The 14,290-nt window shown below is 37.8% G+C and carries 11 protein-coding genes; 2 read left to right on the top strand and 9 right to left on the bottom strand.

Annotation, left to right across the window (positions count from 1 at the left end; all coding sequences use genetic code 11):
• Positions 1–129: 129 nt before the first annotated feature.
• The 7 genes from ligA to QY321_00975 form a co-directional block, all read right to left on the bottom strand.
• Positions 130–2,253, bottom strand: a complete 2,124-nt coding sequence (gene ligA / locus QY321_01005; GenBank protein ID WKZ24996.1) for an NAD-dependent DNA ligase LigA — start codon at positions 2,251–2,253, stop codon at positions 130–132.
• A gap of 23 nt (positions 2,254–2,276) precedes the next feature.
• Positions 2,277–3,443 (bottom strand): hypothetical protein, encoded by a 1,167-nt coding sequence (locus tag QY321_01000; GenBank protein WKZ24995.1) that lies wholly within the window; start codon positions 3,441–3,443, stop codon positions 2,277–2,279.
• 14 nt (positions 3,444–3,457) lie between these two features.
• Complete coding sequence (locus QY321_00995; GenBank protein ID WKZ24994.1) at positions 3,458–4,072, bottom strand: prepilin-type N-terminal cleavage/methylation domain-containing protein; 615 nt, start codon at positions 4,070–4,072, stop codon at positions 3,458–3,460.
• A complete protein-coding gene (locus QY321_00990; GenBank protein ID WKZ24993.1) occupies positions 4,038–4,628 on the bottom strand; it encodes a type II secretion system protein in 591 nt (196 codons plus the stop codon). The genes QY321_00995 and QY321_00990 overlap by 35 nt, the downstream gene beginning before the upstream one ends.
• Positions 4,629–4,632: 4 nt before the next feature.
• Entirely contained in the window at positions 4,633–5,184 is a 552-nt protein-coding gene (locus tag QY321_00985; protein ID WKZ24992.1) for a prepilin-type N-terminal cleavage/methylation domain-containing protein, read from the bottom strand.
• A gap of 6 nt (positions 5,185–5,190) precedes the next feature.
• Complete coding sequence (locus QY321_00980) at positions 5,191–6,489, bottom strand: S41 family peptidase (protein WKZ24991.1); 1,299 nt, start codon at positions 6,487–6,489, stop codon at positions 5,191–5,193.
• A gap of 177 nt (positions 6,490–6,666) precedes the next feature.
• Positions 6,667–7,923, bottom strand: coding sequence for a magnesium transporter (locus QY321_00975; protein WKZ24990.1), 1,257 nt, complete (start codon positions 7,921–7,923; stop codon positions 6,667–6,669).
• A gap of 174 nt (positions 7,924–8,097) precedes the next feature.
• On the opposite strand from QY321_00975, the gene murA reads away from it, so the two are divergent.
• The gene (gene murA, locus QY321_00970; protein WKZ24989.1) at positions 8,098–9,363 is read left to right on the top strand and encodes a UDP-N-acetylglucosamine 1-carboxyvinyltransferase; all 1,266 of its coding nucleotides are present in this window, start codon (positions 8,098–8,100) and stop codon (positions 9,361–9,363) included.
• A gap of 42 nt (positions 9,364–9,405) precedes the next feature.
• Positions 9,406–10,800: a PEGA domain-containing protein gene (locus tag QY321_00965; protein WKZ24988.1), complete on the top strand. Its 1,395-nt coding sequence runs from the start codon at positions 9,406–9,408 to the stop codon at positions 10,798–10,800.
• 70 nt (positions 10,801–10,870) lie between these two features.
• Here the strand turns inward: QY321_00965 and thrS are convergent, their stop codons facing one another.
• A complete protein-coding gene (gene thrS / locus QY321_00960; protein ID WKZ24987.1) occupies positions 10,871–12,622 on the bottom strand; it encodes a threonine--tRNA ligase in 1,752 nt (583 codons plus the stop codon).
• Between the two features lie 427 nt (positions 12,623–13,049).
• Positions 13,050–14,288: an FISUMP domain-containing protein gene (locus QY321_00955; protein ID WKZ24986.1), complete on the bottom strand. Its 1,239-nt coding sequence runs from the start codon at positions 14,286–14,288 to the stop codon at positions 13,050–13,052.
• Between the last annotated feature and the right edge of the window lie 2 nt (positions 14,289–14,290).

Genomic DNA, 14,290 nt, shown 5'->3' with positions numbered 1-14,290 from the left:
AAATATTTAAAAGAATAACACAGTCTTTAGCTTGAAATGACTAACTTTATAAAATTAATCAATATTTAGAAAACTTTATAAAGTTAGCAAATACTTAAATTATTTATAAAATTGACAAAAAGGCAGGGTTTATAACATCCCCCTCAACTCCTCTTCCCCAATAATCTTTACTCCCAGTTTCTTAGCCTCCTGATACTTACTACCTGGTTTATCTCCGACTATAACATAACTCGTATTTTTACTGACACTTGAAGACATGGTCCCTCCGGCTTGTCTAATTAGCTCCTTAGCTTCGTCTCTACTTAAAGTTGGCAGAGTGCCGGTTAAAACAAAACTTAAACCAACAAGCTTCTTATTTGTTTTAATCTTTTCTTTTTTCTCTATAATCACCATTCCCACTTCATCTAGTTTATTAAGAAACTGTCTATTCTTTTCTTCCTTAAACCAACTCAGAATACTTTCAGCTACTTTATCTCCCACATCCGGTAAAATGGTTAGATCTTCTTTTTTTAACTTATCCGTAATTTTAAAAAGATCAGATGGTTTTTTAATAGAAAGTTTTTTCTTGTGTGCTAACTTTGGTAATTCTTGTTCAAGCATCAAGGCTGTTTCTTCGCCAACATGAGCAATGCCAAGCGCCTGTATTATCTTAGAAAGACTAACTTGTTTACTGTTATTAATCGCCTCAAGTAAATTAGTAACCGACTTTTGGGCAAATCTTTCTAAAGGTAAAAGATCTCCCTGGGTTAGATTATAAAAATCTGCCGGATCCGCAATTAAATCCGCTTTAAGTAGCTGATCAACAATAGCGGGCCCGAGTCCCTCTATATCCAAAGCCGCTTTTGAGGCCCAATGAATTAAGCGACGACGATTAACCGCGTAACAACTTTTATTATTACACTTATAAGCTACCTCTTCGCCAAAACGAGAAACTAAACTACCGCACATCGGACATTTTTTCGGTGGACTAACTTGTTTGGCTTCTTTTGGTCTTAGGTTCTTTAAAACCTCTATAATCTTAGGAATAACATCACCGGCTCGTTCAATAATTACCGTATCGCCAAGTCGCACATCAAGTCTTTTTATTTCATCATAATTATGTAAAGTCGTATTACTAATCATTACCCCCTTAACCTTTACTGGCTCAAGCGAGGCAGTGGGTGTTAAAACCCCGGTTCTTCCAACGTGCCATTCTATATTTTTAACAATGGTAGTGGCTTGCTCTGCCGGGAATTTATAGGCGATCATATAGCGAGGGCTTTTACCGGTCGCCCCAAGAATCGGCCAAAGAGCTTCATTGTTAACCGCTGTTACGACTCCATCGCATTCAAAACTCAGTTTATCTCTATTTTTCTCCCAATATTTATGAAAAATTAAGACCTCGTCCAAGTTTTTACAAAAACGATTACCTGTAAAGATTTTAAAGCCAAGTAAATCAGCTAAAAGATGCTCTGTTTCGTGCTTAAAACTTATCTTATCATCCATTAAAAGAGCATAGACATAAAAAACCAAACCACGAGAGGCGGTGATATTAGGATCTAATTGTCTAATTGAACCAGCAGCCGCGTTACGGGTATTAGCAAAGGGCGGCTTACCGGACTTAATCATTACCTTATTAAGTCTTTTCAGGTTATCCAAAGTCATAATTGCCTCACCCCTCACCTCCAGCTTTCCATTAACAATCATGTCCCTTACTTGTTTTATTTCACTGTCTTTTAACCCTATTTTTTTAAGCTCATTATCTGAGGGTTGCAGTAGCGTTAAGGGTACAGAAGGGATAGTACGAAGATTAGCGGTAACATCCTCGCCAACTTGTCCATCACCGCGAGTAGCGGCTCTAATTAAATTACCCTTTTCGTACACTAAGCTAATCGCCAAGCCGTCCATTTTAAGTTCAGCATAATAATCCAAAGAATATTTTGTAACGTTTTTCTCCGCACAAATTTTTCTAATTCTTGCCTCCCACTCTCTCATCTCCTCTTCACTAAAAGCATCTGCTAAAGATAGCATGGGCTTAGTGTGTGTGACCTTATTAAACTTATCTTGCCTTATTCCCCCGACTCTTTGGGTTGGAGAGTCTGGAGTAACTAAATCAGGGAAAAGTTTTTCCAACTCAACCAACTCATTTTTTAAAGCATCAAAAGCCGCGTCACTGATTTCAGGACGATCTTGGTTATGATATAGATGAATGTGTCTTGAAAGTTCTCGCCGCAATACAGCGATGCGAGCAACGACTTCGCGGCGTTTAATCATAAAAATTAATATGTAACTAAAGCTTATTGTACTCGCCTCATACAGCGAGCAAAAAACTCTCCTTGTTTATCATGAGGACCGTCATTACACTCTTCTGTTTGACCAAAATTATAAATATAAGACATAGTCTCATCATGCTCAGTAGAGGTCCAATAACAACCATCAGCAAAGTCCTGAGGAATGCTTTGTCCAGAATAAGCTTGTCTCATATTATATGATTCTTCATCGGCCGGTAAATACCAATCACTAAAACCTAAATGACTCATTTCCGCACAAAATAAAACAGCATAGAATAGCGAATCCCTTGAATCAACAATAGTACTGGAATTAACATATCCATAGTAACTATCTCTCGCATCTACAAAATAGGGTTCGCTGCCCACATCATACCAATATTTTCTAGTAGCATCCTCGCCTTCTCCACACTTACTACCCGTAGAGTCTTCACAGCCCCCCAAAATAGCAATTGCAAGAGTTGGAGGATCTGTTTCATAAATATGAAATACGGTACCACCACCACAAGTATCTCCAACCTGACAACTCTGCCCACACTCCAAAGCTATATCCGAACAATTTTCCAACGGTGGTTCAACTCCACATACCTGAGGAGTTCCTCCTCCTCCGCAAGTCTCTTCACCAGTACACACTCCACAAACTCCACCGCAACCACTGGGACCACAGTTATAGTTATTAACCCCGCAAACATCTAAACAAAGAGTGCTACTTTTCTTAAAACTTCGCCGATTATAACTTCCATACACATCAATATTCAGCTGTCCTTTGCTTGCTCCAGCCGGAGTAATTGAACTAATTTTAACAGAATAAGTTGTGGCCATTAAACCTGAACCGCTTAAAGTAAAAGTCGCTTCCGGTGAAGAACAACTAACACATTGTCCATTAGTTGGGTTAACACAATCGCCAGCTCCGCAACCTGCGAAAACGTTATGATTAGCTTTAAAAAGGCCTCTAACTCTCTCCAGTGCCGATTGTACGGCAATCTCTCCCTTATTAGTATCTCCTCTAGATTGGATAGCCTCAAGATTATTTAAAATAGCCGCCGCACCGGCCAATACCGCACTAAGAACAATAAAAAGCATGGTCATGACTAAAAGCAAAGCTGCGCCTTTATGGTTTTTTAAAGAAAAAAACCTTGTAAAAAAATCCTTGGATGAATGATAGAAATTTTTCATATTAATAAATTATTTTAACCGTCATTGGGGTCAATTGTCTCCTCAGACAAAACCGCCGAAGATTGTAATAATAAAGGTTCACGGTGCAATCCCTTAGTATGAGCTGCCGATAAGCCGACTGAAACAAAGCCTGAAGGTTTAGTTAAAGAGGTTATGTTATGCGTAGTAACCTTAAAAGAATTAATGTCTATATCTCCTAAAATCAAAAAAGTTTGATGACCATCACGGTTAACACGCAAGCGATTAAAATCCCCGTCTTCTACCAACTGATAAGCTACACAATCATTTTGTCCATCCATAAAATAAAGAGTTTGTTCATTAGGTGAACAAAAGAATAAATTATCTCCGGAGCAAGCCGAAGCTGAACAACTCGCACCGCCACCTGGACGAGCGGTTGCTAAATCGTTCATCATATAAGACATGGCATAAGACAAAGACTCTTGAAGATTCTTGGAGGCTGTGGATTTTGATTGACTATCTATGGAGCGCGAAAAAACAGCAAAAGCTACCACTATAGCCATGGAAAAAATAGTCACCGCCACCATTACCTCAACCAAGGTAAAGGCTTTTTTAAAACGCTTAGCACTACGTGCTTTAGTGCCAGTCTGATAGTATGCCTGTAAGTTCATAAATATTTGATTTATTATCTTGTTTCCAATAAGTTTGCACCGTAATGGTCAGGTAAGGTGCTTGCCCAGCATCCTCATGATAAGTGGAGGTTACCAAACGGCGAAAAATCGTTGGTGATACATTGTTGTTATCATAACCGTAGCGATCACCGTCACTTCTTAAAAACTCAGCCGTCTGTACTGTTTGATTAGCGCTTTCCGCTAAATAAAAGGGTGAAAGACCAGCAGCAGAATTAAAACTAAAGCCAATGGTAAAATAATAAGGATCACTCCAAAATTCTTCTGGTGCATTCATTAAACCCAAAAAAGGCTCATTATTTTGCGAATAATTATAATCCCTCATATACCTAACTGAATCAAAAGCTTCTTTAGCTAAACCAGCGGCAATTAAATTATTTTTAGCCACCATCTCAGATTCGCGGCTCATAATAATAACCGCCATAAAACCGCTAAAGGCCAAAGACATAATAATAACCGCTACAGCCACCTCTATTAAAGTAAAGCCTTTAGTTTGTTTTGGTTTAAAAATATTTTTTAGTTTAAAAATATAATTCATATTTTTAATCAAATTCCACACCAACAGCACCAGAACTATTAACCCAAAGATCAGCAGACATTCCGTTTTTATTGTCTTGTATGGTAATTAAAACAAGGGCAGCCTCCAAACTCATTAATACTCCATTAACCAAAGCTTCTCCTCTTTGCAGGGGAAAAACAATAGTTAAGGGAGATGGTAATCCATTGGGAGGATCTGAATAAGCAGTAAAGGACAAACTTGAAATGGTTTCCGGTAAATCTACATCTTTATACTTCTCTTTTAACTCGTATTGATTGTCTGAGTTAAGGTCAGCAAAAACCGCGTAGGTTTTATTTTCAGCATCAATAAATATTCCCCAACCACCTGGCTCTTCTAATTGAAAAGTTTCGGAAGCTAGAGCTTTATTGGCGGCCATTCTAATGTCGCTAGTTAAAGCTTCAATCGCCAAACGGCTACCTGTACTATTTTTAGTTGTTCCGGAATTAGCTAAAATAAAAGTAAAAATTACGGCAACAATCGCTAAGGTAACGGCTATTTCTATAATGGTAAATCCTTGACGAATGAAAGTTTTCATAAAAAATTAATCAAACATCGCCTTAAGTTCTTCTAGAGCTTTGTCAAATTGAGGATCAAGATTTGCTTCTCTATCTTCCATGGTTCTATCAACCTCTATATTTGGCATAATTCCTTCATCATGAATATAAGAGCCGTTAGGGGTAAGCCATTTAGCAGTAGTAATTTTCATAATTGAACCGTCTTTAAGTGGCTTTAGGGCTTGTACTGAACCTTTACCAAAACTCTTTTTACCAACCAATAAAGCTTTTTCATAATCACGTAAAGCACCGGCCACAATTTCTGAAGCTGAGGCACTACCCTGGTTAATTAAAACCACAGTCTTAAAATCAGCCAAAGGAGAGTTGCCAATAGCTTGGTGTTCATCTCTGCGGCCATCTCCAAATTCTTCAATAACAATCGGACCGCTGTCAACCCAGTAACTAGCCATCGCTACAGCGGTTTCCAAGTAACCACCGGGATTATTTCTCATATCAAGAATCAAACCCTTGGGCTTCTCGATTAAAACTTGATCAACTGCCTGGGCAAAAGCCGTCCTGGTTTCTCCATTAAAATTAGCTACTCTAATAACCGCCACCCCGTCTTCTTCCCTAAAAGTAACAATAATACTTTTAACCACCACTCTGTCTCTGGTAATAACAATTTCCATTGGCTTATCTTCTTCAGACCTACCAATAGTTAAGGTAACATCTGTACCTTTTGGTCCCCTAATCTTCTTCACTGCCGCTTCTATACTTATGCCGGTCGTATCCTCACCATCAATGGCATAAATTTTATCACCGGCCTGTAGTCCAGCTTTAATGGCTGGCATATCCTCTAGGGGAGAAATAATGGTTAAAACATTATCCCTAATTCCTATCTCAGCACCAATGCCCTCAAAAGAACCGGACAAATCTTCTTCAAACTCTCTAGCTTCCTCGGGACTTAAGAAAGAGGAATAAGGATCGTCAGTCGCTCCCACCAGTCCGCGCATAGCTCCGTAAAACAAATCTTTCTCGGTTAAGTTGCCTCCATCCACATATTCTTTTTGTAAATAATCCCAAGCACTCCAAAACAAGTTAAAATCAATATCCTTAGTTCTTTCTTGTGCAGTAAAACGCTCATTAACTAAAGAACCTAAACTTGAGTCTTGATTATTGGTTCCAAAACTAAAACCCGCAAAAAAAGCTGTTCCAACACAAATTAAAGACAAAATAACAATACTAACATTCCTATTAAGGTTATTAGGCTGTTTATTAGCCGAAAGGTTAAAGTTACCGACAGGATCAGGATTATGATTGTTTGTTTCTTTTTCTTGATTATCCATATTTTTATTTAATAATTATATTATATCACATTACTATAAAATAATAAAATACAATAAAAACTTTATTGTAGCCTTATAATAATAGCCTAGAATGGCCTATAAAACAAGTGGGCAAGAGCATATTGGAACTTAATCCAAATAATATGAATTAATACAAATAGCCTAAATTAGGCTAGATTAATCTAAGATAATTGTCGCCAAGCCAAGAAAAGCGATAAAGCCAAGTACGTCGGTAGCGGTAGTGATAAAAATAGTAGCTGAGGTGGCAGGGTCCTTACCAAGTCTTTTCATAATTAAAGGTACAATAGCTCCAAATAAACCGGCAACCACTAGGTTAATAATCATTGCCATGGCTAGAATAATTGCAATTTTTATATCTCCGCTAAATAGAAACACGATAATCGCTACCATAATACCGTTAATTGTACCATTAATAGCTCCTGAACCGACTTCCCTTTTAATCACCGGCCAAGCATTTTGTAAAGAAATTTGTCTTAAAGCAATACCGCGTACCATCACCGCTAAAGTTTGAGTAGCGGCGTTTCCTCCCATGCCCGCTACAATCGGCATATAAACTGCCAATAAAACATACTTGGCAATCGTGCCCTCAAACAAACCAACAGTAAAGGCAGCCAAGAAGGCTGTACCCAAGTTAATCATCAGCCACTTATACCTAAACCGTACTTTTGTTAAACTTGAATCGTTAACGGTTTCTTCATTATTAACACCAGCAAAATCATATAAAGAAGCGGCCTGTCGTTCATGTAATAATTTTAAGACATCGTCTGAATAAAGAATACCGATAACGTTATCATTATCTCCAAGTACAACTATCTTACTGTGGGGATGTTTTTTAAATACTTGGGAAATAACCTTATGGTCGGCTGAGCGATGAATTGATGGTATACGTTGTATAAAAGGCTTTATTATATTTAAAGAGTCAAGTAAAGCTAGTTGATGACCTGGAATATAACCAGCTAAAACCCCCTCATTAAGTACAATAATGGCCGGCAAGCGTCCGGTACGCTGTTCATGAACCTTAAATCTTCGGGCTACCGAAACCACGGAATCGTTAATGTCAACTTGAATATAATCAATGTTCATTAAACCAACAGCTGTTTGAGGATCAAATTGTGCCAAAAGATCAACACCGCGACGTAAATCAGAAGACAACTCACCTAAAAGTTTCTTTCGACGACGAGGCATTAATTCAATAATATCCGTAGCCGCATCAAGATCAAGGTGTTCAAGAGTAACAACCAGTTGATCATCTGGTATGCTTTTAAGTAATTCAAGTTTAATTACTCGAGAGACTTTCAATAAGATTAAAGCTCTAATCGCATGAGGCAAGGTCAAAAAAATATGCACTCGCTGATGAGGCAATGACTTTATTAAATGAAGCGCTTGGGCGGTGTCAACAATTCTATGTCTCATACGGTATAAAAATAATATAAAAAGTGATGGTATAAAAAATATCTAAAAACACTAACTGCTATCCTACACAAAGTAGAATTAAACCATGTTTATTATTATACCTTATTTTAACAAAAAAACAAAAATAATCCCCTCATTGATTTTTTCTTTTAGCCAAGCTATAATGGTAATACTATGCCAAAATTCATTATACAGGGCAATAAGCCTTTAAGCGGCCAAATAGCCGTTGCTGGAGCTAAAAATGAAGCTCTGAAAATTATCCCTTCGGCTCTCTTGTCCGAAGAACCTTTATTAATCTCCAACTTACCAGACATTGAAGATACTAAAAGAGCCTTAGAGATAATCGAAGACTTAGGTGGCTCGGTAAATCATCATAATGAAAAAACCATCACTATCAGTATTAGCAATATCTCTAAAAATATTCTAGAGGCTAAGTTCGCTAATAAAATAAGAGCTTCCATAATGTTTATCGCTCCACTTTTAGCTAGACAAGGTGAGGCGATTTTTCCTCACCCAGGTGGTTGCGTTCTTGGAGCAGACCAAAGACCCATAGATCTTTTCTTAGAAGGCTATAAAAAACTCGGAGCAGAAATTTCGATCAAAGACGGTCTTTATCATCTAAAAGCTAAGCGACTTAAAGGGTGTCGCTATTTCTTTACCAAGATCAGCGTTACCGGTACAGAAAGCTTACTCATGGCCGCTACTTTAGCTGAAGGTACCACTGTTTTAGAAAATTGTGCCATGGAACCTGAAATAGTTTCTTTAGCTAAAAGTCTTAACCAAAGAGGTGCTATTATTAAAGGCGCTGGTACTCCGACTATTGTCATAGAAGGTGTAAAAAAAATAAACGGCGGAGAAGTTAAAATTATGCCGGACCGAATTGAAACCGGTACTTTTGCCATTCTATCAGCAGCCACTCGTTCACCTTTAGAAATAACTAATTGCGAACCAAATCATATCGCCGCCCTTTTAGCCATTTTTGAAAAGATAGGTATTGATTGGGAGGCTAATAAAGATAGTTTAACTATTAAAAAGATACCTAAAGACTTTCCATCATATAGTATTAAAACCCACGAGTACCCAGGTTTCCCTAGTGACCTCCAATCTCCTTACACCGTCTTAATGACCCAAGCTAATGGTTCTGCTATGATCCATGAAACCATTTATGATCGTCGTCTTTTGTTTACCGACATGCTCTCACAAATGGGTGCAAAAGTAACCATGTGCGATCCTCATCGAGTTTTAATTCAAGGTCCAACCAAATTGCACGGCCGAGCTCTAACTTCTCCAGACCTGCGAGCCGGTATCTCTATGATTATCGCCGGTCTAATCGCCGAAGGTAAAACCGAGATAGATAATATTTATCAGATAGAGCGAGGTTATGAAAAAATTGACGAAAGACTAAGAGCTATTGGTGCGGAAATTACCAAAATAGAATAATGCTATCTCTTGTAAATAACTAATAAACATCTCTAAACGATTATGTCTCTTACTTATAGACGTTTGATTTTCCTCTTTTTTGTTCTTTTGTTTATCATTATCGTACCAATAGTTTATCTTTATGCTACCGGTCAAACAGTTAACTGGAACAGAAAAGAGTTGGAAAAAAATTCTAACTTGATAATAGAAAGCCGTCCGAGCCAAGCTAAAATTACCCTGGATAAAGAACCTCTAATTAGTAAACTGGGTAATCGCATGCTAGGAGGTACTGCTTACTTAACTAAAGCCAAAATAACTAACCTAAAACCCGGTGAATATAACGCTCTTTTAGAAAAAGAGGGCTACCGAGACTGGCAAGGTCGCTTTACGATTTATCCGGGACAAGCTTTGGTTATAGGTCCAGTACAACTTTTTAAAGACACTTCCCCTAAGTTACTCTATGAGACATCCAGTGAAGGAAAATTATCTTCTTCACCAAACAATACTCAACTAGTCCTAGAAAAAGATTCTTCAGTAATTATTATGGATCCTAATCAACCGGATAAAGCAAAAACTTATTCATTAGAAAGACAAGTAGAAATTAAAGATGGAGAAGAAGGAAAAAATGAAAGTTCTTCTGAGCTCCAATGGTCAATCGGACAAAAATTTATCTTAAAAGACTTAATGGTGGTTGATTTAGTGCAACAAAAAGTAATTGATCTTTCCTCAATACTGGATGCTAAAGCTTCGCGACTGCGCTGGGATGATAAAAACGATCATTGGCTTTACTATCTAACTAATCAGGGTGTTTATCGTTATGATCTTATAAACAAACAAATTTCTTTAATACACTTAGCTAATGGACAAAAGATTAATGATTATTTACCAAAAAACGAGAGACTCTACCTTTTAATTGGTGAAACAGCCGCCGATAGACGAGTGATAATGAAACAGCTTAATAATGGAGAAAGGGAATTTGAAATGCCTCTGCCAATTGATGGACAACCTCGTTTCGTAAATTTAAACAATGAAGAAATAGTTATTTTTGAAGAAAGAAATAAAAAGTTTTATTATCTGGAAGAGCCGATAAGGTTAATTTTCAGATTCAGGGTTAGTGAAGGTCCAAGCCAAGTAGTTATTCACAGTCGACAAGGTAATAAACTTTGGTATGCCACGCCGTTGGAAATAAGAAAATGGGAGGATGGTAATGACAACCTGATCTCTCGTCTTGGTGAGCCGGTTTTAGCTTTGTCCGGCTTGTCGGTTAGTGATTACTTAGTTGTTGCGACTAGTAAAGAAATAGTTTTACAACCTATTTATAACGATCCCTTACTACCCTACCTAAACCTAGTTAAAGCGGATAATTTACAAAATATCTTAGTTCAATCCAATGGACTGATATACTTCTACGGAACCTATCAAGAAAAAAGCGGTATTTTCTCACTGGAAATATTGTAAATTATAAAATGATAAAATTAAACCCGCCAGGCGGCTGGCGGGTTTAAAACCTTTAAAAACGGGTCTAAAATTAAGACCTATTTTTATTTTCTTTAATTATTTTCTCTATAAAGTCCTCTTTTTTATATTCAACCGACTCTCTTTCTCCTCTACTACGGACCGGCCAGCTACCTGACTCGAGTTCTTTATCCCCCACCACAATAACATAAGGTACTTTTTCCGCTGAAGTCTTCCTTATTTTGTTACCAACCGTTTCCCCGGAAGCATCATATTCAGCCCTTAAGCCTTTTTGATTTAATTCTTCGGTTAAGGTTCGACAAGCTTCTGTATGGTTTTCCGAAACAGACAAGAATTTAACTTGTACAGGTGCCAACCAAACCGGAAAGTTTCCGCCATAGTGCTCTATTAAGACGGAAATATATCTTTCCAAAGAACCCATAATAGCGGCGTGAATCATTACCACTTGTTCAGCCTTCCCCTCAGAAGTTATATAAGTTAGATCAAAACGTTCGGGCAGGTTCATATCCAGCTGAACAGTGGCTAATTGCCACTCTCTTCCTAAAGAATCTTTGGCCATAAAATCAACCTTAGGGCCATAAAAAGCGGCTTCACCAACTCCAATTGTTGGTTCAAGATTTTTCTCTTTAAGTAAACTTAACAAATCCGCTTCAGCTTTATTCCAAAGAGCCGGGTCACCCAAGTATTTATCCATAGACTCGGGATCATGAAAAGATAAACGAACTTCCAATTCAAAACCAGCGGCTGAATAAAATTTTTCAATAATCTCCCAAATTTTTAAAATCTCTTCTTTAACTTGTTCTGGGGCGCAAAAAACATGGGCATCATCTTGAGTAATACTTCTTACTCTTTGTAAACCAGATAACTCACCGGTCTGTTCATCACGATAAACCATAGTCGTATTAGCATAACGCTGAGGTAATTCTCGGTAGCTCCATTTACGACGTTTAAAAATCTGCGTATGATGAGGACAATTCATCGGCTTCATGGCAAAAAAATGGTTTTCTCTGGTGTTAACTATAAAAAGTTCTTCTTTAAATTTTTCCCAGTGTCCACTAGTTTCGTAAAGTTCTTTTCTGGTAATATGTGGAATCTCCACTTTTTCATAACCAGCCGCTCGCCTTAATTCCCAAACAAAGTCATCTAGAACCTGTCTTAACACCATACCCTTGGGTGTCCATAAAGGCAGTCCAGCTCCCACTAGCTCGGAAAAAACAAATAAATCCAGCTCTTTACCTAACTTGCGATGGTCTCTTTTTTCCGCTTCTTTAAGCATAGCTAAGTGGCCTTTAAGGGCTTTCTTATCATTAAAGGCCCAACCATATAAACGAGTTAACATTGGTCTCTTTTCATCTCCTCGCCAATAGGCACCGGCTAAGCTACGTAATTTAAAACTATCCAAAGAAATTTGTCCGGTATGCTCTACATGAGGCCCTCGACAAAGATCGGTAAAAGCACCAACCGAGTAAAAACTTACTTCTGTCTCGCCGGCAGCAGCTAAATCATTAATCAGTTCTATTTTATAAGGTTGCTTATTTTCTTCAGCCCAAACCAAAGCCTCTTTAATCGTCATCGTAGAATGCTTAAAAGGCAAATCTTTTTTAATTAATTCAGACATTTTTTCTTCCAGGGCAGAAAAATCTTCTTCCCTAGGTTTGCTGCTAGGAAAATCAATGTCATAATACCAGCCATCAGCAATATCCGGACCAATGGCAAAAAGAGCGTCCGGATAAAGCTCTTGCACTGCGTGAGCCATAAGATGAGCTAAAGAGTGGCGTTTAGTGGAGAGTGGTAAGGGTGACATATGGTTAATGGAGTTATAAAATAAATTAAAAAATAAATGAAATAAAACGAAAATTAAAGATGTTATTTACAGGTTAAAATAATATAAAACCCGCCCTGACAATAACACAAAAAAACAATTGTGTGATTATCAGGACGGGACAAAAGTCTCGCGGTTCCACCTGATTTCCGCTTGGTCTTAAAAGACAAACGGCTCTCTAAAATCAGCTTAGTCTCTAAAGAGATCTGATTATTTAACTAAGTTATTAATCAAACCGCGGGTGGTAGCCGCGACAATCGCCGAAGAACTAAAAACTAAAACATTTAAGATTTATCAAGAACTAACATTAATATTAGCAAGCCTTAAGAATTTGTCAACTAAGTGCTTTTATAAGGTTAAAATTACACTCTATAAATGAACAACTAACTACAAAATAAGTACAAAAGAGTTAGTCTTTAACACAACGAACACTAAGCGCCCATAATTTATTAAAAGCATTAGCTCGACGAATTGTCCTATTCTCCGAATATAATTGACGAGTTAAAACATTTATAGTACTCGTCTCATCTGATAGCCATAAAAACCCATAAAAACCCACATTATTAAATCCGCCAGAGGGAGAACGACTCGGAGAACCACCGCCACTCATCAACATGCTAAATCCAACTAAATTATCATTACTATAATTAGAGCCAAGTTTAAGGGATTTTCCAACTCCACTTGGCCCTCCTGCTTCAGTGCCATTATTATCAGCACAACGAGACCAAGTTAGCTCTCCTGTGCTACAGGGGTACTGATTATTCTGACTATTTATAGTAGCAAGAGTGTATAGTTCAAGGGTATTAAATTCTTCGTCTGTCGGAATATGCCATCCAGTTGGACAAATGCCCTGATGCGGATCCTGAATACTACCAGAGCAGTTAGTATTAGCACACGCTGTCGGCAAATTCATGGCCTGGTGCCATTCATATAAGGCCCCATAAGTTTCGCAATTGCTAGCGTTATTTCCGTAACAATATTTTTGAATAACAGCATTATTATTCTGACAAGAATACCCGGGCACGCTCGAAATATAAACGCAAGGTGAATTAAATTGACTATTTACCATAGTTCCGACTTTAAGATTTTCTTTCATCCAACATTGTGTACCTATTTGAACGGTATTATATTCATTACCATCATCATCTTCAATTGGATCACCGCAGTTAAAACTAGCAACAGGTCCACCGCCCCCGCCACCTTCCGGAGTTTGCCCGATTAAACCTTCTTCGGGACTATAAGTAATAACACCAGGAGCAAAAGTCGCAGACTCTCCACCAAGACAAGTTGTTATAAGATAAGAAGAGCCATCTGATGTTTCATAACCATAGTTTTCCTCAGGACAATCCCCGTCTGTCCAGGGAATAGGATTGTCGGGAACAGAGGCTAAATAAATGATTTGTCCATCTGTACTGATCAATGATTGTCCGGGTTGGAAATCAACTTCATCAGGATAACTTCCGTGATCCGCATAATATAATTCCAAAGCATTAGACATTAATCTAATATCACTTAAACGTTTAGCATCTCTCGCGGATAGTCTTGAGTTGGAAAAAGAGATAGTCGCTAAAGTGGAAATTACTCCAATAATGGCTATAACTACCAGGAGTTCTACAAGAGTAAAAGCTCTTTTGTTATTTATATTCATGA

It is taken from the genome of Patescibacteria group bacterium (assembly GCA_030583705.1).
GTDB lineage: Bacteria > Patescibacteriota > Patescibacteriia > Patescibacteriales > Patescibacteriaceae > Patescibacterium.
The sequence above is the reverse complement of the archived record's forward strand: the minus strand, read 5'-3'. Positions and strand labels throughout refer to the sequence as shown.

Coding starts and splice junctions, on each gene's coding strand:
- ligA (WKZ24996.1), bottom strand. CDS start 2,253: ATGATTAAACGCCGCGAAGTCGTTGCTCGCATCGCTGTATTGCGGCGA.
- QY321_01000 (WKZ24995.1), bottom strand. CDS start 3,443: ATGAAAAATTTCTATCATTCATCCAAGGATTTTTTTACAAGGTTTTTT.
- QY321_00995 (WKZ24994.1), bottom strand. CDS start 4,072: ATGAACTTACAGGCATACTATCAGACTGGCACTAAAGCACGTAGTGCT.
- QY321_00990 (WKZ24993.1), bottom strand. CDS start 4,628: ATGAATTATATTTTTAAACTAAAAAATATTTTTAAACCAAAACAAACT.
- QY321_00985 (WKZ24992.1), bottom strand. CDS start 5,184: ATGAAAACTTTCATTCGTCAAGGATTTACCATTATAGAAATAGCCGTT.
- QY321_00980 (WKZ24991.1), bottom strand. CDS start 6,489: ATGGATAATCAAGAAAAAGAAACAAACAATCATAATCCTGATCCTGTC.
- QY321_00975 (WKZ24990.1), bottom strand. CDS start 7,923: ATGAGACATAGAATTGTTGACACCGCCCAAGCGCTTCATTTAATAAAG.
- murA (WKZ24989.1), top strand. CDS start 8,098: ATGCCAAAATTCATTATACAGGGCAATAAGCCTTTAAGCGGCCAAATA.
- QY321_00965 (WKZ24988.1), top strand. CDS start 9,406: ATGTCTCTTACTTATAGACGTTTGATTTTCCTCTTTTTTGTTCTTTTG.
- thrS (WKZ24987.1), bottom strand. CDS start 12,622: ATGTCACCCTTACCACTCTCCACTAAACGCCACTCTTTAGCTCATCTT.
- QY321_00955 (WKZ24986.1), bottom strand. CDS start 14,288: ATGAATATAAATAACAAAAGAGCTTTTACTCTTGTAGAACTCCTGGTA.